The 23,835-nt window shown below is 70.9% G+C and carries 18 protein-coding genes and 1 pseudogene; 12 read left to right on the top strand and 7 right to left on the bottom strand.

Translation table 11 applies throughout. From position 1 onward, the window contains the following. Nucleotides 1-88: 88 nt before the first annotated feature. Nucleotides 89-2,398 carry a CoA transferase gene (locus tag ACIA5D_RS08110; protein WP_396029138.1) on the top strand — a complete coding sequence of 770 codons (2,310 nt, stop codon included), beginning with the start codon at nt 89-91 and terminating at the stop codon, nt 2,396-2,398. 20 nt (nt 2,399-2,418) lie between these two features. On the opposite strand, the gene ACIA5D_RS08105 is transcribed toward ACIA5D_RS08110, so the two are convergent. After that, a complete protein-coding gene (locus ACIA5D_RS08105) occupies nt 2,419-2,991 on the bottom strand; it encodes a TetR/AcrR family transcriptional regulator (protein ID WP_396029137.1) in 573 nt (190 codons plus the stop codon). A gap of 83 nt (nt 2,992-3,074) precedes the next feature. Here ACIA5D_RS08105 and ACIA5D_RS08100 point away from each other — a divergent pair, with 83 nt between their 5' ends. Together ACIA5D_RS08100 and ACIA5D_RS08095 are read left to right on the top strand one after the other, a co-directional pair. Next, on the top strand, nt 3,075-3,719 hold the full coding sequence (locus tag ACIA5D_RS08100; RefSeq protein ID WP_396029136.1) for a DsbA family protein: 645 nt from the start codon (nt 3,075-3,077) through the stop codon (nt 3,717-3,719). Further along, complete coding sequence (locus ACIA5D_RS08095; RefSeq protein WP_396029135.1) at nt 3,706-3,879, top strand: hypothetical protein; 174 nt, start codon at nt 3,706-3,708, stop codon at nt 3,877-3,879. The genes ACIA5D_RS08100 and ACIA5D_RS08095 overlap by 14 nt, the downstream gene beginning before the upstream one ends. A gap of 13 nt (nt 3,880-3,892) precedes the next feature. On the opposite strand, the gene ACIA5D_RS08090 is transcribed toward ACIA5D_RS08095, so the two are convergent. From ACIA5D_RS08090 to ACIA5D_RS08080, 3 genes are all read right to left on the bottom strand, one after another. Beyond that, nucleotides 3,893-4,366 carry a universal stress protein gene (locus ACIA5D_RS08090; RefSeq protein WP_396029134.1) on the bottom strand — a complete coding sequence of 158 codons (474 nt, stop codon included), beginning with the start codon at nt 4,364-4,366 and terminating at the stop codon, nt 3,893-3,895. A gap of 71 nt (nt 4,367-4,437) precedes the next feature. Then, the gene (locus ACIA5D_RS08085) at nt 4,438-5,352 is read right to left on the bottom strand and encodes an NAD(+)/NADH kinase (RefSeq protein ID WP_396029133.1); all 915 of its coding nucleotides are present in this window, start codon (nt 5,350-5,352) and stop codon (nt 4,438-4,440) included. 9 nt (nt 5,353-5,361) lie between these two features. After that, nucleotides 5,362-6,651, bottom strand: a complete 1,290-nt coding sequence (locus tag ACIA5D_RS08080; protein ID WP_396029132.1) for an MFS transporter — start codon at nt 6,649-6,651, stop codon at nt 5,362-5,364. 143 nt (nt 6,652-6,794) lie between these two features. Here ACIA5D_RS08080 and ACIA5D_RS08075 point away from each other — a divergent pair, with 143 nt between their 5' ends. The 4 genes from ACIA5D_RS08075 (at nt 6,795) to ACIA5D_RS08060 (ending at nt 11,719) form a co-directional block, all read left to right on the top strand. Then, nucleotides 6,795-7,796, top strand: a complete 1,002-nt coding sequence (locus ACIA5D_RS08075) for a YbhN family protein (RefSeq protein WP_396029131.1) — start codon at nt 6,795-6,797, stop codon at nt 7,794-7,796. A 446-nt stretch (nt 7,797-8,242) separates the two neighbouring features. Next, a complete protein-coding gene (locus tag ACIA5D_RS08070; protein WP_396029130.1) occupies nt 8,243-8,698 on the top strand; it encodes a MarR family winged helix-turn-helix transcriptional regulator in 456 nt (151 codons plus the stop codon). Continuing rightward, nucleotides 8,695-10,323 (top strand): MDR family MFS transporter, encoded by a 1,629-nt coding sequence (locus ACIA5D_RS08065; protein WP_396029129.1) that lies wholly within the window; start codon nt 8,695-8,697, stop codon nt 10,321-10,323. Before ACIA5D_RS08070 ends, ACIA5D_RS08065 begins: the two co-directional genes overlap by 4 nt. An 88-nt stretch (nt 10,324-10,411) precedes the next feature. Continuing rightward, nucleotides 10,412-11,719, top strand: a complete 1,308-nt coding sequence (locus ACIA5D_RS08060) for a radical SAM protein (protein WP_396029128.1) — start codon at nt 10,412-10,414, stop codon at nt 11,717-11,719. Nucleotides 11,720-11,882: 163 nt separating this feature from the next. Here the strand turns inward: ACIA5D_RS08060 and ACIA5D_RS08055 are convergent, their stop codons facing one another. Next, nucleotides 11,883-13,409, bottom strand: a complete 1,527-nt coding sequence (locus ACIA5D_RS08055) for a M4 family metallopeptidase (protein WP_396029127.1) — start codon at nt 13,407-13,409, stop codon at nt 11,883-11,885. Nucleotides 13,410-13,642: 233 nt separating this feature from the next. Between ACIA5D_RS08055 and ACIA5D_RS08050 the strand changes: the two genes are divergently transcribed. Both ACIA5D_RS08050 and ACIA5D_RS08045 read left to right on the top strand, forming a co-directional pair. Next, nucleotides 13,643-17,266 carry a S8 family serine peptidase gene (locus tag ACIA5D_RS08050; RefSeq protein ID WP_396029126.1) on the top strand — a complete coding sequence of 1,208 codons (3,624 nt, stop codon included), beginning with the start codon at nt 13,643-13,645 and terminating at the stop codon, nt 17,264-17,266. Nucleotides 17,267-17,371: 105 nt separating this feature from the next. Further along, nucleotides 17,372-18,496: pseudogene (locus tag ACIA5D_RS08045) on the top strand (MFS transporter); the annotation flags it as partial. Nucleotides 18,497-18,517: 21 nt separating this feature from the next. Here ACIA5D_RS08045 and ACIA5D_RS08040 read toward each other — a convergent pair. Further along, a complete protein-coding gene (locus tag ACIA5D_RS08040) occupies nt 18,518-19,378 on the bottom strand; it encodes an ATP-binding protein (RefSeq protein ID WP_396029496.1) in 861 nt (286 codons plus the stop codon). A 678-nt stretch (nt 19,379-20,056) separates the two neighbouring features. On the opposite strand from ACIA5D_RS08040, the gene ACIA5D_RS08035 reads away from it, so the two are divergent. Then, a complete protein-coding gene (locus ACIA5D_RS08035; RefSeq protein ID WP_396029125.1) occupies nt 20,057-21,280 on the top strand; it encodes an amidohydrolase in 1,224 nt (407 codons plus the stop codon). Here the strand turns inward: ACIA5D_RS08035 and ACIA5D_RS08030 are convergent. Beyond that, nucleotides 21,277-21,465 (bottom strand): hypothetical protein, encoded by a 189-nt coding sequence (locus ACIA5D_RS08030; protein ID WP_396029124.1) that lies wholly within the window; start codon nt 21,463-21,465, stop codon nt 21,277-21,279. The genes ACIA5D_RS08035 and ACIA5D_RS08030 overlap by 4 nt on opposite strands. 99 nt (nt 21,466-21,564) lie before the next feature. On the opposite strand from ACIA5D_RS08030, the gene ACIA5D_RS08025 reads away from it, so the two are divergent. Then, nucleotides 21,565-23,358 carry a discoidin domain-containing protein gene (locus ACIA5D_RS08025; RefSeq protein ID WP_396029123.1) on the top strand — a complete coding sequence of 598 codons (1,794 nt, stop codon included), beginning with the start codon at nt 21,565-21,567 and terminating at the stop codon, nt 23,356-23,358. A 97-nt stretch (nt 23,359-23,455) separates the two neighbouring features. Beyond that, nucleotides 23,456-23,833: a DUF2255 family protein gene (locus ACIA5D_RS08020; RefSeq protein WP_396029122.1), complete on the top strand. Its 378-nt coding sequence runs from the start codon at nt 23,456-23,458 to the stop codon at nt 23,831-23,833. The last annotated feature ends 2 nt before the right edge of the window (nt 23,834-23,835 follow it).

Below are 23,835 nucleotides of genomic sequence, written 5' to 3'. Positions count from 1 at the left end.
CACGTAACGTGCGCGAAACAGTTCTTTACGAAAGCCCGGCGTCGCGGCGACCCTGTGACCTACCGCACCACGCCGCTGGGAGGCCGCCATGGACGACAATCTGCCGCTGACCGGGGTCCGGGTCATCGATCGCACCGACGGGCTCGGGGAGACCACCTCGCGGCTGCTGGCCGACCTGGGCGCCGACGTGATCCGGGTCGAGCCGGCCTCGGGCGCCGCATCACGGCGGCGGGAGCCACTGGTCGACAGCGTGAGCCTCTACTACGCCACGCACAACGCCAACAAGCGTGCGGTCGTCGTCGACGACGAAAACTTTCTCCGCCTGATCGACACCGCCGACATTCTCGTCACGAACGCGAAAGACGACATCGCCGCGCTGCGCTCCCGGAAACCCGGCCTGGTCATCGTGGCGATCACCGACTACGGGCTCACCGGGCCGTACCGGGACTGGCAGGCCACCGAGTGGACGCACCTCGCGCTCGGCGGCGTGCTGTCGCGCTCGGGGCTGCCGGGACGGGAGCCGCTGCTGCCGCCCGGATCCATGGCGTACGAGTCGGCATGCGCGCAGGCGGCGTGGGCGGCGCTGGCCGCATACTTCGGCGGGACCGGCGACCTGGTCGACGTGTCGGTCTACGAGGCGACCGCGCAGGTGCTCGACCCCGGCTTCGGCATCGGCGGCAGCGCCACCGGCGGGGTGCCGGCCGCGAACGGGCCGCGCGGGCGGCCCGACGCCCGGCACCTCTACCCGATCTTCCGCTGCGCGGACGGCTGGGTGCGGATCTGCGTTCTCGCGCCGCGCCAGTGGCAGGGCATGTTCACGTGGCTCGGAAAGCCGGACGAGTTCGCCGACCCGGCGCTGGCGAATCTCGGCAGACGTTTCGCGGCGGCCGGAAAGATCTACCCCGCCATCGGAAAACTTTTCGCCGCCCGAACCCGCGACCAGATCGTCGCCGAGGGACAGGACCATGGCGTCCCTACGGCCGCGCTGCTCTCCCCCACCGAGGTGTTGCAGGCCGCGCAGTTCACGGACCGGCGGGCGTTCACCTCGGTTGACGGGGTGCTCATGCCCAACGGGTACGTCGAGGTGGACGGTCGCCGCGCCGGGATCCGCACGCCGGCCCCCGCGCACGGCCAGGACACCGCGGCGGTGCTCGGTTCGCTGACACCCGTCGCTCCCGGCGCCGCTGGGACAGACCGGAAACGGCCGCTGGCGGGGCTGCGCGTTCTCGACCTCGGCGTCATCGTGGTCGGCGCCGAGCTCGGCCGCCTCTTCGCCGACATGGGCGCCGAGGTCATCAAGGTGGAGAACAAGGCCTTCCCGGACGGCAGCCGGCAGACTTTCGACGGCTCGGCGATGAGCCCCTCGTTCGCGTACGGGCACCGCAACAAGCTCGGCATCGGGCTGGATCTCCGCTCACCCGAGGGCATCGCGCTCTTCAAGCGGCTCGTCGCCGAGTCCGATGTGGTGGTCTCCAACTTCAAGCCCGGCACCATGGAGTCGCTGGGCCTCGGGTACGAGGAGCTGGCCGCCATCAATCCCGGGATCGTCGTCGCCGACTCCAGCGCGTTCGGGCCGACCGGGCCGTGGAGCCGGCGGCTCGGGTACGGGCCGCTGGTGCGGGCGTCGACCGGGCTCAGCGGGCTGTGGCGCTACCGGGACGACGAGGACAGCTTCAGCGACGCGTCCACGATCTATCCCGACCACGTCGCCGCGCGGATCGAGGCGGTCACGATTCTGGCGAAACTTGTGGCGCGGCGCCGCACCGGGCGCGGCGGGACGGTCAGCGTGGCCCAGGCCGAGGTCATTCTGGGGCAGCTGTCGCACCAGCTGGCGCTCGAATCGGTACGGCCGGGGTCGCTCGCCGGCGGCGCGGCCGGCGACGCGCCGCAGGGGCTCTATCCGTGCGCGGGCGACGACGAATGGTGCGTGGTGACCGTGCGCGGGGACGACGATTGGCGACGGCTCGCCGCCGTACTGGAAACTGATCTTGATCTGCCGGCCGCGGGTGACCGGATCGCTCACCGCGAGCAGATCGATGCCCTGGTTTCGGCGTGGACGTCGGCGCGGTCGCCGCGCCGGGCGATGGCCGAGTTGCAGGAGGCCGGGGTGCCCGCCGCGATGATGCAGCGGGTACCGGAGCTGCTGGACGACCCGCATCTGGCCGACCGCGGTTTCTTCCGCACGATGCGCCATCCGCGGATCGCCGAGCCGATGCCGGCCGAAAGCGCGCCCGCCGTCTTTCAGCGCGTCGAAAACCCGGAGCTGAAGCCGGCGCCGCTGGCCGGGGAGCACTCCCGCGAGGTCCTCGCGCGGGTGCTCGGCATGGCGGCCGAGGAGATCGACGCGCTGATCGCCGCGGGCGTGGTCGAGCAGCACGCCGACATGGAGCGGATCTGAGGGGCTGGACGACCGAGGTCTCAAGCGTCTCGGGCAAGCCAGGCCGAGTCGAGCGCCCGGTCGATCACTCGGCGCCAGCCGGCCGGGACCGCGGGGTCCCGGCTGGCGGTGCCGGCCAGCCAGAGCAGGCTGAGCAGATCGTCCTCGGTGAAATCCGGCGAGAGCGAACCGTCGCGGTGCGCGTCGCGAACCAGGGAACGGCCCAGCTCGGTCGAGACCGCGCAGATGTCGTGCAACGCCACCGCGTCGGGAAAACGCCGCAGGAGAGCGTCGCTGAGGGCCGGGTCGCCGTGCTGCAGCTCGATCATGCCGCGGACGAAAGTTTCCAGACGGGTGCGCGGCGTGGGCAGCGCGGTCACCTCGGCGGCCAGGTCGCGCAGGCGGGCGCCGACCACGTCGGGGACGACCGCGTCGATGAGGCCCTCGCGGCAGCCGAAGTGGTTGTACAGCGTGCCGATGCTGACCCCGGCCATCCGCGCGATCTCGTAGAGCGACGCGTCGAGGCCTTTCGCCAGGAACTGTTCGAGGGCGGCCAGGCGCAGCCTGGCAGCATTGTCGCGCGCGTCGCGCCGTGGCGCTCTCGTTGCCGGCATGCCCGCCCCTCATGTTGAGTAGGTGCTCAAGTTAGTGCTACTTTTTTCTTGAGCGGTACTCAACTTTACCGGAAGGCGGCCGCATGCTCACCATCGACGTCTGGGCGGATGTTCTCTGCCCGTGGTGCTACCTCGGCGAGGAGCGCCTGAGCAAGGCCGTCGCGCAGTCACCGCACGCCGCCGATATCAGCCTGAAGATCCACACGTTCCAGCTCGACCCGGGGTCTTCCACGGTCGCCACCCCTCTGCTCGACTACCTGTCGAAGAAGATGGGGATGTCCACGGCGCAGGCCCGCTCGATGGAGGAGGGCATGGCGCGGATGGCGGCCGAGGACGGCCTGGCCTACGAGCTCGATCGCCCGGCCGCGAGCACCCTCGACATGCTGCGCCTGGTGCAGCTCGGCAACGAGCACGGCGTCGGCTGGGACTACCTGCGGGCGATGCAGGCCGAGGTCTTCGGCGGAAACTTCGACGCGTACGAGCACGGCACGCTGACGAAACTCGGCGAGCAGCTCGGCATCCCCGCCGACGAGATCCGCGACGTGCTGGCCACCGACCGGTACGCGGACGCCGTACGCGCCGACCACAACGAGGCCATCAGCCTGGGCGCGCGGGGTGTGCCGTTCACGGTGCTGGGCGGGCGGCTCGGCATTCCGGGCGCGGTCGCCACCAAGCAGTACGCCGCGGCGATCAAGCAGGCGTGGGGACAGGTCAATGCGGCCGGATGACGCCCCGCCGCTGCAGCTCATCGTGGTCGAGGGCGGCAGCTGGTGCGACCCGGAGACCGGCGTGTGCGCGCCCGCGGACAAGCAGCTCCTCGACCGGGCGAGCGAGCCGGCCAATGCCCCGGTGGAGGCCGCCGAGGCCGACCCGCGAGCGGAGGCCTAGCGGCCTCCCCGGATCAGGGGACGACCGTCACCGGCCAGCGGCCGGCGCGCACGAGCTTGACGGCGAGCGATCCCATGACCCGGTGCAGCAGCTTGGTCGAGCGGCCCACGATCACCGCGTCGGCGTGGACCTGCTCGGCCACCTCGATCAGCTCGGCATAGGGCTCGCCGGTGCGCACGACCAGCTCGACGTCGAGCGCCAGCAGGGAGACGCGCTGCTCGACGGCCGTGCGCAGTTCCCGCTCGATCTGATCCTGCGCGTCGATCACCGCGACCACGGCGCCGGCCAGCGGCAACGCCGGCGAGGCGAGCTTGCGGACGTAGACGACGACCAGCCGTGAGCCTTGCCGGCGGGCGAGGCCGGCCGCGTACGCGGCGGCGTGCAGCGACGAGTCGGACCCGTCGATGCCCACGACGATGGTGCCGGGCCCATCGGCGCACCGGTCGGGAATGGGCCGGGCCCGTGGCCGCAGCTCGTCGTCGATCATGGCCTTCTCCGCTCGGAGGCGACGATCCACTGTATTACGGACGAAAGGCGTTCAACAACAGCCCCGGCGGGTCAATCGCCGAGACTCGGCGGATGCGGGCGCCGCAGCTCCGGTGGGATCAGCTCCACCAGCTGGTCACGCCGCACCGGCAGGTCGAGCAGGCTCAGCTTGATCCGGCTCCGGCTGGCGTGCTCGCTGGCCGACAGCCGCACCACCTGTGCCGCATTGGCCCGCAAGGCCGCCGTCACCCGCTCGCCGTGCGCCGGCTCCCCCGCCGCGATCCCGTCCACATCAACGGCGATCGGTCCGCTCTCCCTGGCCACCGACAGCGTCACCCGGTCTCCCGCGCCCAGCACCACGGGACGGCCGATCCCCGCCATCGGCGCGACCGGAGTGATCACGAACGACTGCGACGACGGCGACAGCACCGGCCCGCCCGCCGCGTAGTTGTAGGCCGTGGACCCGGTGGGCGTCGACACGATCACGGCGTCGCCGCGGTAGTACCCGTACCGCAGCCCGTTGACGGCCAGGTCGACCGAGACCGCCCCCGAACGGCCCGCCCGGCCCAGGACCAGGTCGTTGAAGCCGTACCGGATGGGCAGCGACCCGACGTCGAGGCAGGCGTGCTGCTCGATGGTGAAATCGCCCTCCTCGAGGCGCGAAAGCGCCGACGGAAGTTGCGCCGGCGCCACCTCGACGAGGAAGCCGAGATTGCCGTGGTTGACCCCGAGCACCGGCACCGGCCGTCCGACCGTCAGCCGCAGCGCGCCGAGCATCGTGCCGTCGCCGCCGAGCGCGATGATCGCCTCGACCTCGGAAGCGAAACTTTCCTCGGTGACCAGCTCGACGCCGGCCGGCACCCGGTCGCGATCGGCCTCGCGCGCCAGCACCCGGAGAGGATGCCGGCGCGCGAAGGCGAGCACCGTGTCCACGGAGGTGTCGACCAGCTTGGTCGGGTGGAGGACGAGGCCGACCGAGCTGACCATGACCTCACCCTAACCGCGCTGGACCTCGTGCTCGTAGTCAATCGCGTCGGGGGCCCCGCCGAACTCGTCCGCGATCTCGCCGGCCACCTCGTCGGCCTCTCCCGCGCCGTGCGGGCCGGCCGCCATCGCGGCGTCCGCCACGGCCAGCGGGCGGTGCCCGGTGGACAGGACCAGGACGCCGAGCAGGACCGCGATCGCGCCGACCACGAACGGCACGTGGATGTTCCAGTGGTCGACCATCTTTCCGGCGGCGTACGGCGCGAGCCCGCCGCCGATGAAGCGCACGAAACCGTACGCGGCGGAGGCGACCGGCCGCTCGACCGGCGAGACCAGCATGACCGCCTGGGTGGTCAGCGTGTTGTTGATGCCGGCCACGATGCCCGAGGCGACCACGCAGACGATCACCGCCCAGCGGTTGTCGGTGAAGACGCCGATCAGCAGGATGAGCACGGCGAACAGCGAAAGCGCGCCGTACAGCGAGGGCGCGGTGCCGAACTTTCGCTGCAGCCAGGGCGCGCCGGTGATGGAGAAGAACGCCAGCAGCAGCCCCCACGCGAAGAACACGAAACCGAGCTGCACGGCGCCGAGCTCCATCGGGTACGGCGCGTAGCCGAGCATCGTGAAGAAGCCCCAGTTGTACAACAGCGCCGTGATGCCCATGGTCAACAGGCTGCGATGCCGCAGCGCCTTGATCGGTGCGGTGATGGACGTCTTCTGCGCGGGTTTCGGGGTCTTGTCGAGCAGGGTGGCGGTAGCGAGCAGGGCGATCGCCATGAGCACCGCGACGCCGAAGAACGGGCCGCGCCAGCTGATGTCGCCGAGCAGGCCGCCGACCAGCGGCCCGGCCGCGATGCCGAGACCGAGCGCCGCCTCGTACATGACGATCGCGCCCGCGAAACCACCCGAGGCCGAGGCCACGATGACCGCGAGGGAGGTGGCGATGAACAGCGCGTTGCCCAGGCCCCAGCCGGCGCGGAAGCCGACGATGCCGTTGATCGAGCCGGACAGGCCGGCCAGCGCGGAGAAGACGACGATCAGCGCGAGGCCGGTGATCAGCGTCCGCTTGGCGCCGATCCGGCTGGAGACCCAGCCGGTGAACAGCATCGCCACGGCCGTGACCAGCAGGTAGCTGGTGAACAGCAGGCTGACCTGGCTGGGCGTGGCGTTCAGCTGCTTGGACAGCGCGGGCAGGATCGGGTCGACCAGGCCGATGCCCATGAAGCTGACGACGCAGGCGAACGCCACCGCGTACACGGCCCGGGGCTGTTTGAAGATCGCATTTCCGGCAGCTGCGCTCACCGGTTCACCTCCACAGGAAAGATTCAGCGTCTCCATGTTAGCTGCATAATGCAGCTATACGACGAGAGTCGTGGATCACACCTGTGATTGCTTTCTCAACGAGAAAACTTGCGCGTTGTGAAAGTTTGACCGACGCTTGACGTGTGCGGGGAAAACTTCGCGCCGTAGCCGTCGGCGCCGTGCTGATCCTGCTCGGCGCCGAGCTGGTGCTGGGCTGGTCGTCGCTGGCCGACGCCCTCCAGCAGCTGCGCACGCCGCACCTGGGATGGCTCGCCCTGGCCGTCGTGGCCGAGCTGATCGCGATGAACGCGTACGGCCGGATGCAGAGTCACCTGCTGCGCTCGGCCGGGGTGCGCGCCCCGCTCGTCGACCACCTGCGGCTGGCGTACGCGGCCCACTCGCTCAACGAAACTTTGCCAGGCGGCCCGGCGTTCTCCATCCGCTTCAACTACCAGCAGATGCGACGTTTCGGCGCCAGCCCCGCGATCGCATCATGGGCCATCGCGCTCAGCGGCATCCTTTCCTCCTGCGCGCTCGGCGCGGTCACCCTGGCCGGCGCGCTGGCCGCGGGCGGAAAGACCGACTGGCAGAATCTCGCCGGGCTGACGCTCGCCGCCGCGGCTTTGATCTTCGGCGTACGGCACATCGCCCGTCACCCCGAAATCTTTCGCCCGCCGCTCGCCGTGCTCAACCGCGTACGCCGCCGCCCCGCCACCGACGGCGAGGACCGCCTCCGCGGATTCGTCGCGCAACTCCATGCCGCGAAACTTTCCCCGGGACACGGCTTCATCGCGGCCGCGCTGGCCGTACTCAATTGGTTTCTCGATGCGGTTTGCCTGTGGCTCTGTTTTCGCGCCGTCGGCGAAACTCCGGCCGGCCTGACTGTCGTGCTGCTCGCCTTCTGCGCCGGTATGGCCGCGGGAACCATCACGATCGTCCCGGGCGGCCTGGGCATCATCGACAGCGCCCTGATCCTCGGCCTGATCGCCGGCGGCGTCGGGACCCCGGTCGCGGTCGCAGTGGTCGTCCTCTACCGCGTCATCACGCTCGGTTTCATTCTCGGCATCGGCTGGCTCTCCTGGCTCGGTCTCCGCGCGCCCACCTCCCTGGAACCCCGCCGCACCGTCGCGGAGGCCCTCAGCTAGCCCGATCTTGATGACCACCCGCGATCGCGAACAGCAACTCTTCAGCCTTGCCCGCACCCGCTCACACCCGCCCGCAACCTTGATGAGTTGGCGCGCGCCACGAACGGCAAGACTTCATCCCCGCCCTCGCCCCAACGCCCCGCCGCGCCCCGCCGCGCCCCGCCGCGCCCCGCCGCGCCCCGCCGCGCCCCGCCGCGCCCCGCCGCGACCTTGATGAACTGCAGCGCAGCGCAACGCGAACAGCAACTCATCAACGCCACCCGCGCTTACAGCGTGCAGCGGCGATCTTGATGAACGGACGCGCGGCGCGAGCGGCAAATCTTCATCGCCGAAAGCGCTGTCGACCCGAGAGTGATTCTCGTTGAGCAAACTTGCGCAGTGAGAAAGATCGGAGGATACTTGGGTTCGGCACCCATCGATCGATCGTTCCGGGAAAGGCATCCGCGGTGGACGACATCGGCTCACGACTTCACGACCTTCTGCGGGTGATCCGCCTGACCAAGCAGCGCCGCTCGGAGGAACGGACCGCGGTGCCCAGCGGTGCCCTCGGGATGCTCGCCCTGATCGACCGGCTCGGCACGGGGTCGCACGCCCGCGAGCTCGCCGCCCAGGCCGCCCTCGACCCGTCCACGGTCAGCCGGGCCGTGGCCGCGCTCGTCGCGGGCGGGCTGGTCGCCCGCAAGCCCGACCCGTACGACGGGCGGGCCACTGTCCTCGCCGTCACCGACGCCGGCCGGGCCGCCCTCGACGACGCCCTCGACTGGTACGAGCGGCTGGTCGCCCGCGCGCTCGCCGACTGGACGCCGGACGAGATCGCGGCATTCGACCGGCAGCTCGGCCGGTTCACCGAAGCCATGGACAACGCGCTGCACAGAACAGAAAACTTGGAGGTCGCGCGATGAGCGCACCCACCATCACCGCGGAGACCGCGGCCGCGGAGCCGATGAACCACCGGCAGACCCTGGAGGCCCTCAGCGGCCTGCTGCTGGTGCTGTTCGTCGCGATGCTGTCGAGCACCGTCGTCTCCACCGCGCTGCCGAAGATCATCGGGTCGCTGAACGGGTCGCAGACCCAGTACACCTGGGTGGTCACGGCCACCCTGCTCGCGGCGACGGCGACCACGCCGATCTGGGGCAAGCTCGCCGACCTGTTCAACAAGAAGCTGCTGATCCAGCTCTCGATCGTGATCTTCGTGATCGGCTCGATGGTGGCCGGCCTCAGCCAGAGTGCCGGCCAGCTCATCGCCGCCCGCGCCTTCCAGGGCATCGGCGTCGGCGGCCTCCAGGCCCTCGTACAGGTCGCGATCGCCGCGATGATCCCGCCCCGCGAGCGCGGCCGCTACAACGGCTACCTCGGCGGCGTCATGGCCCTCGCCACCGTCGGCGGCCCGCTGCTCGGCGGCCTGATCGTCGACACCAGCTGGCTCGGCTGGCGCTGGTGCTTCTACATCGGCGTTCCGGTCGCCGTCATCGCCCTCGTCCTGCTCCAGGCCACCCTGCACCTGCCGACGATCCGCCGGGAGAACGTGAAGATCGACTACCTGGGCGCCACGCTGATCGCCGCCGGGGTGAGCGTGCTGCTCGTCTGGGTCTCGTTCGTCGACAGTTCGTTCGCGTGGCTCTCCTGGCAGACGTACGCCATGGTCGGTGGGTCTTTGATCTTGTTGGCCCTGGCCGTGTGGGTCGAGAGCAGGGCGGCCGAGCCGATCGTGCCGCTGCCGATCGTGCGCCGGCGCAACACCGCCCTCGCCATCCTCGCCAGCCTCGCGGTCGGCATGGCCATGTTCGGCGGCGCCGTCTTCCTCGGCCAGTATTTCCAGATCGGCCGGGGCTATTCCCCCACCGAGGCGGGCCTGCTCACGATCCCGCTGATGGCCGGCGTGCTGGTCACCTCGATCGTCAGCGGCCGCCTGATCACCCAGACCGGCAAGATCAAGCCATACATCATCGCCGGTACGGCCGTACTGGTCGCCGGGTTCGTCGCGCTCAGCTTCATCGATCACGACACCCCGCTCTGGTACGTCGGCGCGGGCATGTTCCTGGTCGGCGCGGGCGTCGGCATGTCGATGCAGAATCTCGTGCTCGCCGTGCAGAACACGGTCGCGCTGAAGGACATCGGCGCGGCCAGCTCCACGGTCGCTTTCTTCCGTTCGCTGGGCGGCACGATCGGCGTCTCGGTGCTCGGCGCGGTGCTGGCCCGCCGGGTCGCCGACCAGGTCACCGAGGGGCTGAGCGCGGCCGGCATCCCCGCGACCGGCGGCGGCGGATCGAGCAGCCTCAACCTGAGCGCGCTGCCCGAGCCGATCGTGCACATCGTGCGGGCCGCCTACGGCGACGCGACCGGGCACATTTTCTTGATTTCCGCGATAATCGCCGTCGTCGGCGTCATCGCGGCTCTCCTGCTGCGTTCGGTCACCCTGCGTGACAGCCTGGACCTGCCGGAGGAGCTCAAGGCGGCTGCCGTCGCGGCGGACGCGGTCGATGGGGCGCCGCCGATCGATCAGGTCGGCGTCACGCGGCGGGGGTAAGGAACGTCTCCATTCCGTGGGGCGAAGACGACGTGTCGATGTGATGACATGGGATACGTCGGTGGAACAGTCAGCATCGGAGAAGCGCATGCAGTCGCGTACGGATCTTGTCGAAGACCTGATGGGCCGCTTCCCGCACGTGCCGCGCGAGGCCGTGATCAAGGAAGACCTGCTGCGGGGCGGGCTGGCCTTCGACGAGTCGGCGCTGACCGACAACGAGAACGGGGACGTCAAGCCCAAGTCGTACTTCATCTTCTCGTTCGACCACCGCACGCTGCCGGAACTGGGCGAGGCGGCCCTGCGTCGCCCGCCCGAGGAGATCGTGCTGCTGGGCGGGCCCTACGACCTGCGCCGCACGGTCGTCTCGGTGCGAATCAACCCCGACTCGCCCTATCGGGTCAAGGCGGGCGAGGACGGGCAGCTCAAACTCTTCCTCGACGACCGGCCGATCGCCGAGGTCGGCCTGCCGCCGATGCCCGACTACTACCGGCACACGCTCACCAACGGCAAGCAGGTGATGGAGGTGGCCCCGACCATCCAGTGGGGCTACCTCGTCTACCTGACGGTGTACCGGGTCTGTCAGTACTTCGGCGCCTCGGAGGAATGCCAGTACTGCGACATCAACCACAACTTTCGCCAGCACAAGGCGGCCGGACGCCCGTACACCGGCGTCAAACCGGTCGAGGAGGTCCTCGAGGCCCTCGAGATCATCGACAAGTACGACGCCGGAAAGACGTCGCAGGCGTACACGCTGACCGGCGGCAGCGTCACGCGGAAAGTCGACGGGCTCGCCGAGGCCGATTTCTACGGCCGTTACGCGCAGGCGATCGAGGAGCGGTTCCCCGGCCGGTGGATCGGCAAGGTGGTCGCGCAGGCGCTGCCCCGGGCCGACGTGCAGCGTTTCCACGACTACGGCATCCGCATCTACCACCCGAACTTCGAGGTGTGGGACAAGCGGCTGTTCGAGCTCTACTGCCCGGGCAAGGAGCGCTACGTGGGTCGCGAGGAGTGGCACCGCCGCATCCTCGAGTCGGCCGAAGTGTTCGGCCCGCGCAACGTCATCCCGAATTTCGTGGCCGGCGTGGAAATGGCGGAGCCGTTCGGTTTCCGCACGGTCGACGAGGCCATCGAGTCGACCACCGAGGGCCTCGAGTACTTCATGTCCCGCGGCATCCTGCCCCGCTTCACCACCTGGTGCCCCGAGCCGACCACTCCCCTGGGCCGCACGAATCCGCACGGCGCGCCGCTGGAATACCACATCCGGCTGCTGGAGGCGTACCGCGCGACGATGGAGTCGAACGGCCTGTCCACCCCGCCCGGCTACGGCCCGGCCGGCGCCGGTCGGGCCGTCTTCTCGGTGAGCTCGTTCATGGACAGTCTTCCCGCCGAGGATTAACTTTCGCGTACGCCTTCGTGAGCGCGACGAAAAAGGGGGCCGGCACCCGCGCCGGCCCCCTTTCGCGTGCTCGTGGCTCCTGGAGTGGGGGGGGGGGGGGGGGGGGGGGGGGGGGGGGGGGGGCCCCCCCGCCCGCCCCCCCCCCCCCCACTCGACGGACGGATCAGCAGGTGGCCTCGCCGGACTGCGCCGGCACGTTCACTGCGCTCCACGCCGCCTTCACGGAGTTGAACTGGGTGCAGCTGCCCGGGAACAGGTTCTTCGCGGCCTGCAGCGTCCACTTCCGGTAGTTCAGGTACGACGAGCTGGAGGTCTTCAGCAGCATCGCGTTGTACATGATCTTGATGGCGTTCTGGATGCCCACGCCGGTCACGGAGCTGCCGTTGCAGGTCGGGCTGGACGGCTGGCCGTTGCCGCTCGAGCCCTGCGCGAGCAGGTAGAACCAGTGGTTGCCGGGGCCGGCCGCGGCGTGCACTTCCTGGTTGGGCGTGCTGCTGGAGTAGCAGTTCGAGTCGCCCAGCGCCGACGGGTTGTACATGTTGCGGATCGGGCCGCTGCCGACGAGGTTGACCTCCTCGCCGACCAGGTAGTCGGGGGCGTCGTTCGGGCTGTTGATGAACCACTCGGTCGCCGCGCCGAACGTGTCGGCCACGAACTCCTGGGTGCCCCGGCGGGAGATGCCGCCCGGGGTGTGGTCGTCGATGCCGTGGCCGAGTTCGTGGCCCACGACGTCGGCCGAGGAGATCCACTGATTGGCGGTGTTGTGGCCGATCTGCACCTGGTTGCCGTCGTAGTACGCGTTCTCGTCGTTCAGGCCGATCCGGATCGGCCAGGCGCCGCCCGAGCCGTTCTGGCCGTTACGGCCCAGCCATGACGAGAGCATCGCGAACTGCTTCTGCGCGACGTAGAACGCGTCGACCCCGCCGGTCTCCCGGTTGGTGCCGTTGCCGTTGCCCCAGACATTGTCCGAGCCGCTGAAGGTGGCGTTGCCCGACGCGTTCTGCGCGCGAACGGTCGTGTGCGACGGGTCCTGCAGCAGGTAGGTCGAGCCGGACTGGGTGGTGGTGATCGAGACGGAGCCGTAGATCCAGCCGTTGCCCGTGCCGGCCGCCTCGGTGACGTGCTCCTCGGTGCTCAGCACCTTGCCGGTGAGGGCGTCCACGTTGACGGTGAGCCGGCTGGCGCCCTCGGCGCTCGTGCCGTTGACGGTGGACTGCCAGGCGAGTTTCGCGGCCTGACCCTCGGCGGCGACCACGACCAGTTTCGTGCCTTCGACGCTGCGCACCGACTTGAGCTGCTTTTTCGCGGTCGCCAGGGCGGCGGAGTCGGAAACTTTCGGCGTGACCGACAGCTCGCCGATCGCGCTCGACTGGGCGACCGACGTGTACTGCGCGACGCCGTTGCGGTCGGTCATGACGACGAAGTCGCCACCGTCGACCTGCAGGCCCTTGTACGTGCGGGTGAAGGGGATGTAGCTGTACCCGCCGGAGGTGACGGCCGCGTGCCGCTGGAAAGTTTCCGCGGCGCTGGCGTGCAGGTAGCTGGGCTTGGCGGCGACCAGGGCGTCGGCGGCCGCGGCCGGCGACACGGCGGAGGGCGCCGAGGGCTGGGCGATGGCCGGCCCGGCGGTCAGCGCCGCGGCTACCGCGGTCGCGGTCCCTACGGCGATGACGAGGGGGATTCGGGACATGGCGTGTGCTCCTTCTCCGCCCGAGGGGTGACGGGCGGTGTCGACTCCGGCGCGGCCGGGTAACCGCAAACCGGCACTAAAGGAAGACGCTATATATCCACATCAATATCCGGAATAGGGAAAACCCTTGCTCGTCCACTTCGCGCCATGTCCGCTTCGCGGCAGGCGCGAAGGCTGCCACCCCAGGTAGATCGACTTCAAAATGCTCTGCAACCCAGCAGAGAGGTCGATGGATGCCACTCTCCCCGCGCATCGCGGTCGTCACCGCCATCACCCTGGCCACCACCGCGGTCGGACCCGTCCCGGCTACCGCCGCTTCGCCCACCCCCGCGAAAAGTCCGGCCTCGGCGCAAGAAATCACGCTGATCACCGGCGACGTCGTCGCGCTCACGCCCGCCGGCGGCGGGAAATTCACCGCGTCCGTGCGACCCGCGGCCGGGCGGGAAGCCGTCGGCTTCCAGACCATCGAGACCGACCATGGCGTACGGGTGATCCCGGCCGACGCGATTCCGTTGTTGGCCGCGGGGCGGGTCGATGCGGCCCTGTTCGACGTGCAACGGCTCCTCCGGGACGGCTACGGCGACGCGGCCGGCCCCACCCTGCCGTTGATCGTCCAGGGTGGTGCGGCCTCGGCCTTGGGTGGTTCGGCCTTGGGTGGTTCGGCCTTGGATGGTTCGGCCGCGGATGGTTCGGCCTTGCGTGGTTCGGCCCTGCGTGGTTCGGCCGCGACGACGCTGGCCAGCATCGGCGCGGTCGCGGTGAAGGCCGGCAAGGGCCAGCTGGCTGATTTCTGGAAGGCGCAAGCGGGCACCGCGGCGACCGGGCGCAGCGCGGCGACCGGGCGGATCTGGCTCGATCGGAGGGTTTCCGCGTCACTTGCGGAGAGCACCGCCCAGATCGGAGCGCCGGCCGCCTGGCAGGCCGGGCTGGACGGCGGCGGGGTCAAGGTCGCCGTGCTCGACACCGGCATCGACGCGTCGCACCCGGATGTCGCCGGGCAGGTGGCCGCTGCGCAGGACTTCAGCGGCAGCGGGGACACGGTCGACCGGTTCGGGCACGGCACGCACGTCGCCGCGACCGTTGCCGGCACCGGCAATGCCTCGGGCGGGCGCGAGAAAGGTGTCGCGCCGGGAGCGAAACTGCTGATCGGCAAGGTGCTCGACGACGCCGGCAACGGATACGAGTCGTCGATCATCGAGGGGATGCAGTGGGCCGTCGACTCCGGCGCCCGCGTCGTCAACATGAGCCTCGGCGGCGAGCCCACCGACGGGACCGACCCGATGGCCGCGGCGGTCGACGCGCTCAGCGCCCGGACGGGCGCGCTCTTCGTGGTCGCGGCCGGCAACGAGGGCGCGACCTCGACGGTCGGCACGCCGGGCAGCGCGCCGGCGGCCCTCACGGTCGGCGCCGTGGACAAGGCGAACAAGCTGACCGGCTTCTCCAGCCGTGGGCCGCGGGTCGGCGACAGCGGGCTCAAGCCGGAGATCACGGCGCCCGGCGTCGACATCGTGGCCGCCCGGGCAGCGGGCACCACGATGGGCGAGCCGGTGGACGCGCGGTACACGGCGGCGTCCGGGACCTCGATGGCCACGCCGCACGTCGCCGGGGCCGCGGCCATCCTCGCCGGGCAGCACCCGGACTGGACCGGGGCCAGGATCAAGGACGCGCTGGTCAGCACGGCCGCGACACAGTCCGATGTGAACGTCTACGGTCAGGGCGCGGGCCGGGTCGACCTGGCCCGTGCGGTTTCGCAGAAAGTTTCCGGCACCGGGGTGGCCGACTTCGGCGAGCACCAGGCGGGATCGTCGCCCTCGGTGGTGACGCGGACCGTCACGTACGCGAACTCCGGCGCCTCGCCGGTCACGCTTTCGTTGGACGAGAATCTCGCCGCGGTTTCCGTTCCCGCGCAGGTGACCGTGCCCGCCGGCGAGACCGCCTCGGTGGCGGTCTCGCTCGACACCGTGGCTGCCGCCCGGGGCCCGCTCAGCGGGTGGCTCACCGCGACCGCCGCCGGCGGCGTGCAGGTCACGACCGCGCTCGGCGCGATGCTCGACGGGCGGCACCACAAGGTCACGTTCACGGCGGTGGACCGGGCGGGCGGGCCGGCGAGCGTGCCGGGGCTGCAACTTTTCGGCGACGACGCGCGCTTCGACGTGCTCAACTTTCTGTTCGTCGGCGAAACCAAGACCTTCGAGCTCCAGGAGGGCGACTACCTGCTCGACGCGACCATCGAGGACGGCGGGTCGCTCGACGAGCAGGTCACCCAGGTGGTCAACCCGGAGCTGCGGGTCGACCGCGACCTGACCGTCGTGCTCGACGCGCGCAAGGGACGGCCGATCCGCATCGAGACGCCGCGGCCCTCGGAGCAGCGGACGGTGCTCAGCTATTACGTGCACCGGGTCACCGGCTCGGGGCGCGGCATCGCCAACGGGTTCATGTTCTTCAGCACGCTCAAGCAGGTGAATGTGACACCGACCGCGCCGCTGCGGGCCGGTTCGTTCGAGTTCTCCTCGCGCTGGCAGTTGGTCGCGCCGATCGCGGTTGCGCAGTTCCCCGCGAAACTCACGCTCGACCTGTTGCCGAGCTCGCCCGTCTACGACGGCACTCGCCGATTCGGCCTCGCGGCCGGGCTGGGCGGTTCGGTACGCGGCAAGGCGGTGGTCCTGGACGAGGAGACCGACGACGACGAGTACGGGCAGGTGCAGGCGGCCGCCGACGCGGGTGCGGCCGCGGTGATTTTCGTGCGCAAGGCCGACCGGTCGGGGTGGAGCCCGTGGTCGCCGGACGGCGAGCGGCTGGCGATCCCGGCCGCGGTGCTCCCCTACGACCAGGGACAGGCGTTGCTGGCGTCCGCCGCCAGGCGCGGAAACATTTCGCTGACCCTGACGCCGAACAGCCCCTACCTGTACGACGTTTTCCAGGTGTCCGCCGGCCGGGTGCCGAGCCAGATCGTCCACAAGGTGACCGCGGCCAACTCGTACCGGATCACCTCGCGGTACGCGGACAACGGCGGCTTCGACTGGGTGCGGGAGCAGCGCTTCGGGTGGCGGCCGTGGCAGGCGTACTCATGGAACGACACCCAGCGTGACGTGCGGACCCCCACCGTACGCGAGGAATGGGTTTCTACCGGCGACACGATCTGGCAGCACCAGGTGCACCACGCCTACCCGTGGAACGATCTCGGGGCCTCGCTCGACGGGGGCATGGCGGACGTCCCGGTCTCCTACCGGCGGCCGGGCGCGTCGTCGGAGACGTGGAACTCGCCGGTCGTGCGGCCCGCGACCCCGGCGGGCTGGACGAACACCCGCACCGGCGACGTGCTGCACCTGCGGATCGCCGACTACGTCGACGCGACCGACCGCCACCACACGGTCGATCAGGCCGACCGGGCGAGCGCCTCGCTGTATCGTGACGGCGCGCTGGTGACCACGACGCCGAACGCCTGGCAGGACGTGACGGTCCCACCCGGGGACGCCCGGTACCGGTTGACGCTGTCGACGGCCCGGGGCGGGGACGACTGGCAATACGGCACCTCGACCAGCACGGAGTGGACGTTCCGGTCCGCGAAGGCCGGACCGCTTCCGCTGCTCCAGGTCGGTTACTCGGCGCCGGTGTCGCTCGACGGGACGGCCACGACCCGGGCCCACGCCGTACGGGTCACGGTGCCGGGTGCGACCAGGATGACGGTGGAGTACTCCGCGAACGAGGGCGCCACGTGGACCCGCGTCCCGGGGTCGTGCATCCCGGGGTCGTGCATCCCGGCCGGTAAGGGCGCGGTCTCACTGCGGGTGACCGCGAGCGACCGCGCCGGCAACACGGTGCGTCAGACCGTGATCCGCGCGTACGGACGATCCTGAAAATCAGTTGACCGCGCCGATATTCTGATCCTCCGTACTTTCGGCGGGTCGTTGCGGCGGCCGTGAGTCGGGAGGGGCCCTGTCCCTCCCGACTCTGGAGCCGTCGTGCGCCTCTCGTTTCTCCTGCTCACCGTCTTTGTCGACATGCTCGGGCTCGGCCTGATCGTGCCGATCGTGCCCGCCCTGCTGGGCGAGGTCACCGGCGGCCCGGCCAGCGCCGTCGTCTGGTCCGGTGTGCTCGGCTCGGTCTTCGGGCTGCTCCAGTTCGCCGGCTCGCCGCTGCTCGGCCGGCTCGCCGACCGGTACGGCCGGCGGCCGGTCCTGCTCGCGTCGCTGGCCTGCCTCGGCGTCGACTGGCTGGCCCACGCGCTGTCGTCCGGCCCGTGGACGCTGGTCGTCTTCCACGCCCTGGCCGGGGCTTTCGCGGGCACGAACACCGTGGTCAACGCGTACATCGCGGACGTCGTCCCGCCGTCGGGCCGGGCTCGCGCGTACGGGCTGGTCGGCTCGGCTTTCGGGCTCGGTTTCGTCGCCGGGCCGACAATCGGCGGCCTGCTCGGCGCCGTCGACGTGCGGTTGCCGTTCTACGCCGCGGCCGCGCTCTCTTTCGCGAATGTCGCCTACGGCTGGCTGGTCCTGCCCGAGTCGCGGCCGGGCGACCGGACGACGCCGCTGACGCTGCGCACGGCCAACCCGGTCGGCGCGGTCGTCGCCGTGCTGCGCCGGCCGGTGCTCGGGCGGCTGGCCCTGGCCCGCCTCTGCGCCGACATCGCCCGCATGACCCAGCAGTCGACCTGGGCGTTCTTCCTCACCCACCAGTTCGCGTGGGGCACCGCGCACGTCGGTTTCGTGATCGCGGCCGGAGCGCTCGCCGGGGCGATCTTCCAGGCGCGGGCCGTCGGTCCGATCGTCCGGCGGCTCGGCGACCGGCGGGCCGCGGTGCTGGGCAGCCTGCTCGGCGCCGCGGTCCTCGGCGGGACGGCATTCGTCGCGGCGCCCTGGATGCTGTACGTGCTCATGGCGATCGGCGTGCTCGGCTCGGTCGGCGGCGCGGCGGCACAGGCGTGGATTTCGCGCTGCGTCGGGGACGAGGAGCAAGGCAGCGTGCAAGGGGCGCTGACCGGGATCGGCGCGGTCGCGGAAACTGTCGTTCCGGTTGCGGCGGGCGCGGCGTTCGGCTGGCTCATCGCGTACGGGATGACGGGCTTGATTTTCGTCGGGGCGTGTCTTTTCGCGGGTCTGTCGACGCTGCTACTGGTTCTCGCCGGCGGCGCTCCGCTCTTCGCGGGCCGCCGGCCGACTCTCGCCGGCCGCGGATTCACTTTCGCCGGGGGCCGGCTGACTTTCGGTAGTCGGCTGACTTTCGGTCGCCGCCCGACTTTCGGTCGCCGCCCGACTTTCGGTCGCCGCCCGACTTTCGGTCGCCGCCCGACTTTCGGTCGCCGCCCGGCTTTCGGTCGCCGGCTGCTCGCTCTCGCTGGAGGCCGGCTGGCTTTCGGCGGCCGCGGGAAAGGTGACCACCATGGCGACGCCGGGGTCGCGGGCCTCGGCGGTCGCGCGGCCGCCGTGGGCCTCGGCGAGCTGGCGCACGATCCAGAGGCCCAGCCCCACGCCCTCGGGGCCGCCGACCGCGAACTGGCTGAACAGGGTCGAGCGAAGGCTCTCGGGGATGCCGTCGCCGTGGTCGCGGACCTCGAGGCGGTCGGTCGGGCCGTCGCGGACGATCGAGACGACCACCGGAGGCCGGCCGTAGCGCAGGGCGTTGCCGACGAGGTTCACGACGATCTGCTCGAAACGTTGACGGTCCACGTCGATGGAAAGTTTCTCGTCGATCGCGACGGTCACGTCGGCGTCGGAGCGCACGTAATGGAGGGCGTCGTCGACCAGCGCGCGGGCCGGGACGTGCTGGCGGTCGAGCTGGAGATGCCCGGAGCTGCTGATCCGGTCGAGGTCGAGCAGTCCCTCGGCCAGGCGGGAGATGCGGGCCGTCTGGCGCAGGGCGGCATCGAGCATGCGGACGGCCGGACCGCCGGCGTCCTCCCGCAGTTCCTCGAGGGTGAAGCGAACGGTGGTCAGCGGCGACCGGACGTCGTGGGCGAGGGTGCTGACCATGGCGGCGCGCCATTGCTCGATGCGGGCCAGGCGCTCGCGGTCGTCGCGCAGGTGCCGGTCCTGCGCCTCGATCAGCAGCGCCACCGTGAGGGCGACCGGCATAAGGACGACCGCGCTGCCCAGGATGATCGGCGGCTGGCCGGTCAGCACCAGCGGGACGACGTAGGCGAGCGTGGCCGGGACGAGGTAGGCGAACAGGATCCACCGCGGGAAATGCAGGGCCGCCCAGGCGTAGACCAGGACCAGGAACGGGCCGGTGCCGGTGGCCACGCCGCCGAACGACCAGGTGGACAGGCCGAGGACGGCGAAACCGGGCAGCCCGAGCGCGGCCGGGGCGTACCGGTGCAGGCGCTCCCACGGGATGAGCAGCGCGACCAGGGCCGTCAGGAAATCGCAGGCGGCGACCACGAGTAGCCGGTGGTAGCCGCCGGGCTGGTCCTGGATGCCGACCAGGGCGAGCGCGCCGGCCAGCGCGAACAGCGCGGTGGCCTGCCGGGCCGCGGCGCGCGGTCCGGTCCCGAGCAGGCGAAGGGGTCCGCTTCGTTCTATTTCCCCACCATATAACGGACATTTCCCTGCCGGTCGGCCGCTGGGCGTGCGGCCGGCGGCTCGTCGTCGTGCACGGATCATTCCGGGAGAGGGATGCAAATCCGGACGCGGGCGACGACGATCGTCCGCATGGATCTGGCTGATTTCTACCGCGACCTGCATCAGCATCCGGAACTGTCGGAGGCGGAAACCCGGACGGCGGGGCTGGTCGCGGAGCGGCTGACCGCGCTCGGCTACGAAACGACACCGGGCGTCGGCGGGACCGGAGTCGTAGGCGTGTTGCGCAACGGCGACGGGCCGACCGCGCTGCTGCGCGCCGACATGGACGCGCTGCCGGTGGCGGAGGAGACCGGGCTTCCGTACGCGAGCACGGCCCGCACCACCGACGCCGAGGGGCAGGAGGTGCCGGTGATGCACGCGTGCGGGCACGACGTGCACGTGGCCTGCCTGGTGGGGGCGGCGGAGGCTCTCGCGGCCGATACCGCCGCGTGGTGCGGGACAGCGATGCTCGTCTTCCAGCCGGCCGAGGAGGTCGGCACGGGAGCGCAAGCGATGGTCGCCGACGGCCTGTTCGAGCAGTTCGGGCGGCCCGACGTGGTGCTCGGCCAGCACGTCGCGCCGCTGCCGGCCGGGCTGATCGGCCTGCACCCGGGGGTCGCGTTCTCCGCCGCGGACGGCATCCGGGTCACGCTGTTCGGCCGCGGCGCGCACGGATCGCGGCCGGAAACCTCGGTCGACCCGGTTGTCATGGCGGCCGCGACCGTTCTGCGCCTGCAGGGCGTCGTCTCCCGCGAAATCGCCGCGAAAGACACGGCCGTCCTGACCGTGGGGGCCATGCGGGCGGGCGTCAAGAGCAACATCATCCCGGCCGATGCGGAGTTGCTGCTCAGCCTGCGCACGTTCGATCCCGCGGTGCGGGAGGCGGCCCTCGCCGCGATCCGGCGGATCGTGGCGGCCGAGGCGGCGGCTTCGGGCGCTCCCAAGGAGCCCGAGATCGTGCTCGAGGAGTCGTTCCCGGCGCTGGTCAACGATGCGGCCGCCAGCGAGCGCACCCGGGCGGCCCTCGAGCGTGCGCTGGGCGCCGGGCGGGTGGTCGATCCGGGCGTGGTGACCGGCAGCGAGGACGTCGGGATATTCGCCACCGCGGCCGGGGCGCCGCTCGTGTACTGGCTGCTCGGGGGCGCCGACCCGGCGCTGTTCGCGGGGGCCGGCTCGGCCTCCGAGCTGGAAAGGATCGCGGGCGGACTGCCGTCGAACCACTCGCCGTTCTTCGCGCCGGTCATCGAGCCGACCCTGCCGATGGGGGTGACCGCGCTGGTCACCGCCGCCCGCGAGTGGATGCCGGCGACCTAGCTGCGCCAGTCGCCCGCGCCGCCGCGCTGCTCGGGCCCCCGCCGCGGCGCCCAGGCCCCGCCGCCGCGCTCGGGCCCCGCCGCCGCGCTCGGGCCGGCCGCCGCGCTCGGGCCGGCCGCCGCGCTCAGGCCCATGCGAGCGCGGCGGTTCCGGAACGCGAATCCCTTGCTTGCGATGACGGGCATCGATGAGACTCCGGGTGAGAGCGCTCTCTGCCGCCCATCCCCAGGCCGGCGAACCGGCCGGGCGGCACCGCGCACCATCCCCACTCCCCGGGAGTCCCCATGTCCCAAGCCACCCGCAGGCGGTGGATCCGGCCGCTCGGCGCCCCGCTGGCCGTCCTGATCGCCGCCTATCTCAGCGTCACGATCGGCACGGCGCACGCCGCCGACACGCTGCTCTCGCAAGGAAAGACCGCGACCGCCTCCAGCACCGAGAACGCCACCACCCCGGCCAGTGCCGCCGTCGACGGGAACACCGGCACGCGGTGGTCGAGCGCGTTCAGCGACCCGCAATGGCTTCAGGTCGACCTCGGCGTGAGCGCCACCATCTCCTCCGTCGCGGTGAACTGGGAGGCGGCGTACGCGAGATCATTCCAAATTCAGACCTCGGCCAACGGCACCGCCTGGACCACCGTCTACAGCACGACCACCGGCGCCGGCGGTAACCAGACGCTCAGCGTGACCGGCGCCGGACGGTACGTCCGGCTCTACGCCACCGCGCGGGCCACCGCCTACGGCTACTCGGTGTGGGAGTTCCAGGTCTACGGGTCGACGGGATCGGCCACCTGCAACGCCGCCGACGCCGCCCAGGGACGCCCGGCGACCGCCTCCAGCAGCGAGAATGCCGCCACCTCGGCGAGCGCCGCCGTGGACGGCAACGCCGCGACCCGCTGGTCGAGCGCGTTCACCGACCCGCAGTGGCTCCAGGTCGACCTCGGCTCGACGCAGACCGTGTGCGGCGTGGCCCTGAGCTGGGAGGCGGCCTACGCCAGCGCGTACCAGATCCAGGTCTCCGCCAACGGCACCGCCTGGACCACCATTTACAGCACCACCACCGCGACCGGCGGGACGCAGAACCTGAACGTCGCCGGCAGCGGGCGCTACATCCGGATGTACGGCACGGCGCGCGCCACCGCCTACGGCTACTCGCTGTGGTCGTTCGTCGTGCACATCACCGGCACGGTCACCACGCCGACCACCACGCCGCCGCCCACCACGCCGCCGACCAGCACCCCGCCCGGCGGCACCACGATGCCCGACTCGTTCTGGGGCGACACCGCGTCGATCCCGGCCGCGCAAAACGTCGTCGAGGTGAAGATTCTCAACCGTACGAACGGAAAGTATCCCGACAGCCAGGTGTACTGGAGCTTCAACGGGCAGACCCACTCGATCGCCGAGCAGCAGTACCTGGACATGCCGGCGAACTCGGCCGGGCGCATGTACTTCTACCTCGGCTCGCCGACCAGCCAGTATTTCGACTTCATCGAGTTCACCGTGGGCGCGAATGTTTTCAACGGCAACACCACGCGGGTGGACGCCTTCGGCCTGAAGATCGCCATGCGGCTGCACGCGAAGGACGGGTACGACGTGCAGGTCGGCGAGGACTACCAGACGTTCACCGAGGACCGGGCCGTCACTTTCCAGAAGTTCTCCGACGAGGTGCCGGCCGAGTTCAAGCACCTGGCCACCGCCACCGCACCGTACCGGATCCTGGCGCCCGGCAGTGACGCCGCGTTCCGCTCCGGCGGGCAGTACCAGACCTACCTGTCGAGCTACGCGGCGCAGAACGGGATCACGGCGGCGACCTCCGACATCTTCGGGTGCGCGGGCGTTCTCGCGGGGCAGCCGCAGCAGTGCGCGGCGCTCAACCGGCACACGATCGACCTGCCGCAGTCGCAGTGGGAGACGGTGTCGAACTACTACCGGGCCGCGCCGGCGAACTACTACGCGAAGTTCTGGCACGACCACGCGCTCGGGCGGCTCGCCTACGGATTCCCGTACGACGACGTGGCCGGGCAGAGCTCGTTCGTCTCGCACGGAAGCCCGCAGTACCTGCTGGTCGCCGTCGGCTGGTGAATCAGGCCGGCACCGTCTCGGTCTTTCGCGGGGCGAGACGGTGCCGGGTAATGCCAGACCCTCCCTGCCGAGGGCCTCGTCTGCCTACGGTCGGATCGTGACCGCTTGGACAGAAGACGACCTGACCCGCATCGGGGACGCCGAGGAGCTTCAGGTCAGCTCCTACCGCCCCGACGGCACGCTCCGCCCGTTCGTGACGATCTGGGTGGTCCGCGCCGGCGACGACATCTACATCCGCAGCGCCTACGGCGCCACCAACGGCTGGTACCGCCGCGCGCGGGCCGGCGGCGCCGGGCGCATCCGCGCCGGGGGCGTCGAACGCGATGTCGTCTTCGCCGATGCGGCCGTGTCCGCGGGCGCCGACATCGACCGCGCCTATCACGGCAAGTACGACCGCTACGGCCCGGCGATAGTCGGCACCGTCACAGGCCCCGACGCGGCCACGGTGACCATCCGCCTGCTCCCCCGCGACTGAGG

This window comes from Actinoplanes sp. NPDC051513 (assembly GCF_044454685.1).
Classification (GTDB): domain Bacteria; phylum Actinomycetota; class Actinomycetes; order Mycobacteriales; family Micromonosporaceae; genus Actinoplanes.
Note: the sequence above shows the minus strand (reverse complement) of the source record. Positions and strands in the feature narration are given on the sequence as shown.

Bases quoted from the DNA above. Each gene is read 5' to 3' on its own strand.
- ACIA5D_RS08040 (WP_396029496.1), bottom strand. From the start codon at position 19,378: ATGGTCAGCACCCTCGCCCACGACGTCCGGTCGCCGCTGACCACCGTT.
- ACIA5D_RS08085 (WP_396029133.1), bottom strand. From the start codon at position 5,352: ATGGTCAGCTCGGTCGGCCTCGTCCTCCACCCGACCAAGCTGGTCGAC.
- ACIA5D_RS08095 (WP_396029135.1), top strand. From the start codon at position 3,706: ATGCGGCCGGATGACGCCCCGCCGCTGCAGCTCATCGTGGTCGAGGGC.
- ACIA5D_RS08030 (WP_396029124.1), bottom strand. From the start codon at position 21,465: ATGCCCGTCATCGCAAGCAAGGGATTCGCGTTCCGGAACCGCCGCGCT.
- ACIA5D_RS08055 (WP_396029127.1), bottom strand. From the start codon at position 13,409: ATGTCCCGAATCCCCCTCGTCATCGCCGTAGGGACCGCGACCGCGGTA.
- ACIA5D_RS08060 (WP_396029128.1), top strand. From the start codon at position 10,412: ATGCAGTCGCGTACGGATCTTGTCGAAGACCTGATGGGCCGCTTCCCG.
- ACIA5D_RS08025 (WP_396029123.1), top strand. From the start codon at position 21,565: ATGTCCCAAGCCACCCGCAGGCGGTGGATCCGGCCGCTCGGCGCCCCG.
- ACIA5D_RS08050 (WP_396029126.1), top strand. From the start codon at position 13,643: ATGCCACTCTCCCCGCGCATCGCGGTCGTCACCGCCATCACCCTGGCC.
- ACIA5D_RS08090 (WP_396029134.1), bottom strand. From the start codon at position 4,366: ATGATCGACGACGAGCTGCGGCCACGGGCCCGGCCCATTCCCGACCGG.
- ACIA5D_RS08065 (WP_396029129.1), top strand. From the start codon at position 8,695: ATGAGCGCACCCACCATCACCGCGGAGACCGCGGCCGCGGAGCCGATG.
- ACIA5D_RS08105 (WP_396029137.1), bottom strand. From the start codon at position 2,991: ATGCCGGCAACGAGAGCGCCACGGCGCGACGCGCGCGACAATGCTGCC.
- ACIA5D_RS08110 (WP_396029138.1), top strand. From the start codon at position 89: ATGGACGACAATCTGCCGCTGACCGGGGTCCGGGTCATCGATCGCACC.
- ACIA5D_RS08100 (WP_396029136.1), top strand. From the start codon at position 3,075: ATGCTCACCATCGACGTCTGGGCGGATGTTCTCTGCCCGTGGTGCTAC.
- ACIA5D_RS08035 (WP_396029125.1), top strand. From the start codon at position 20,057: ATGGATCTGGCTGATTTCTACCGCGACCTGCATCAGCATCCGGAACTG.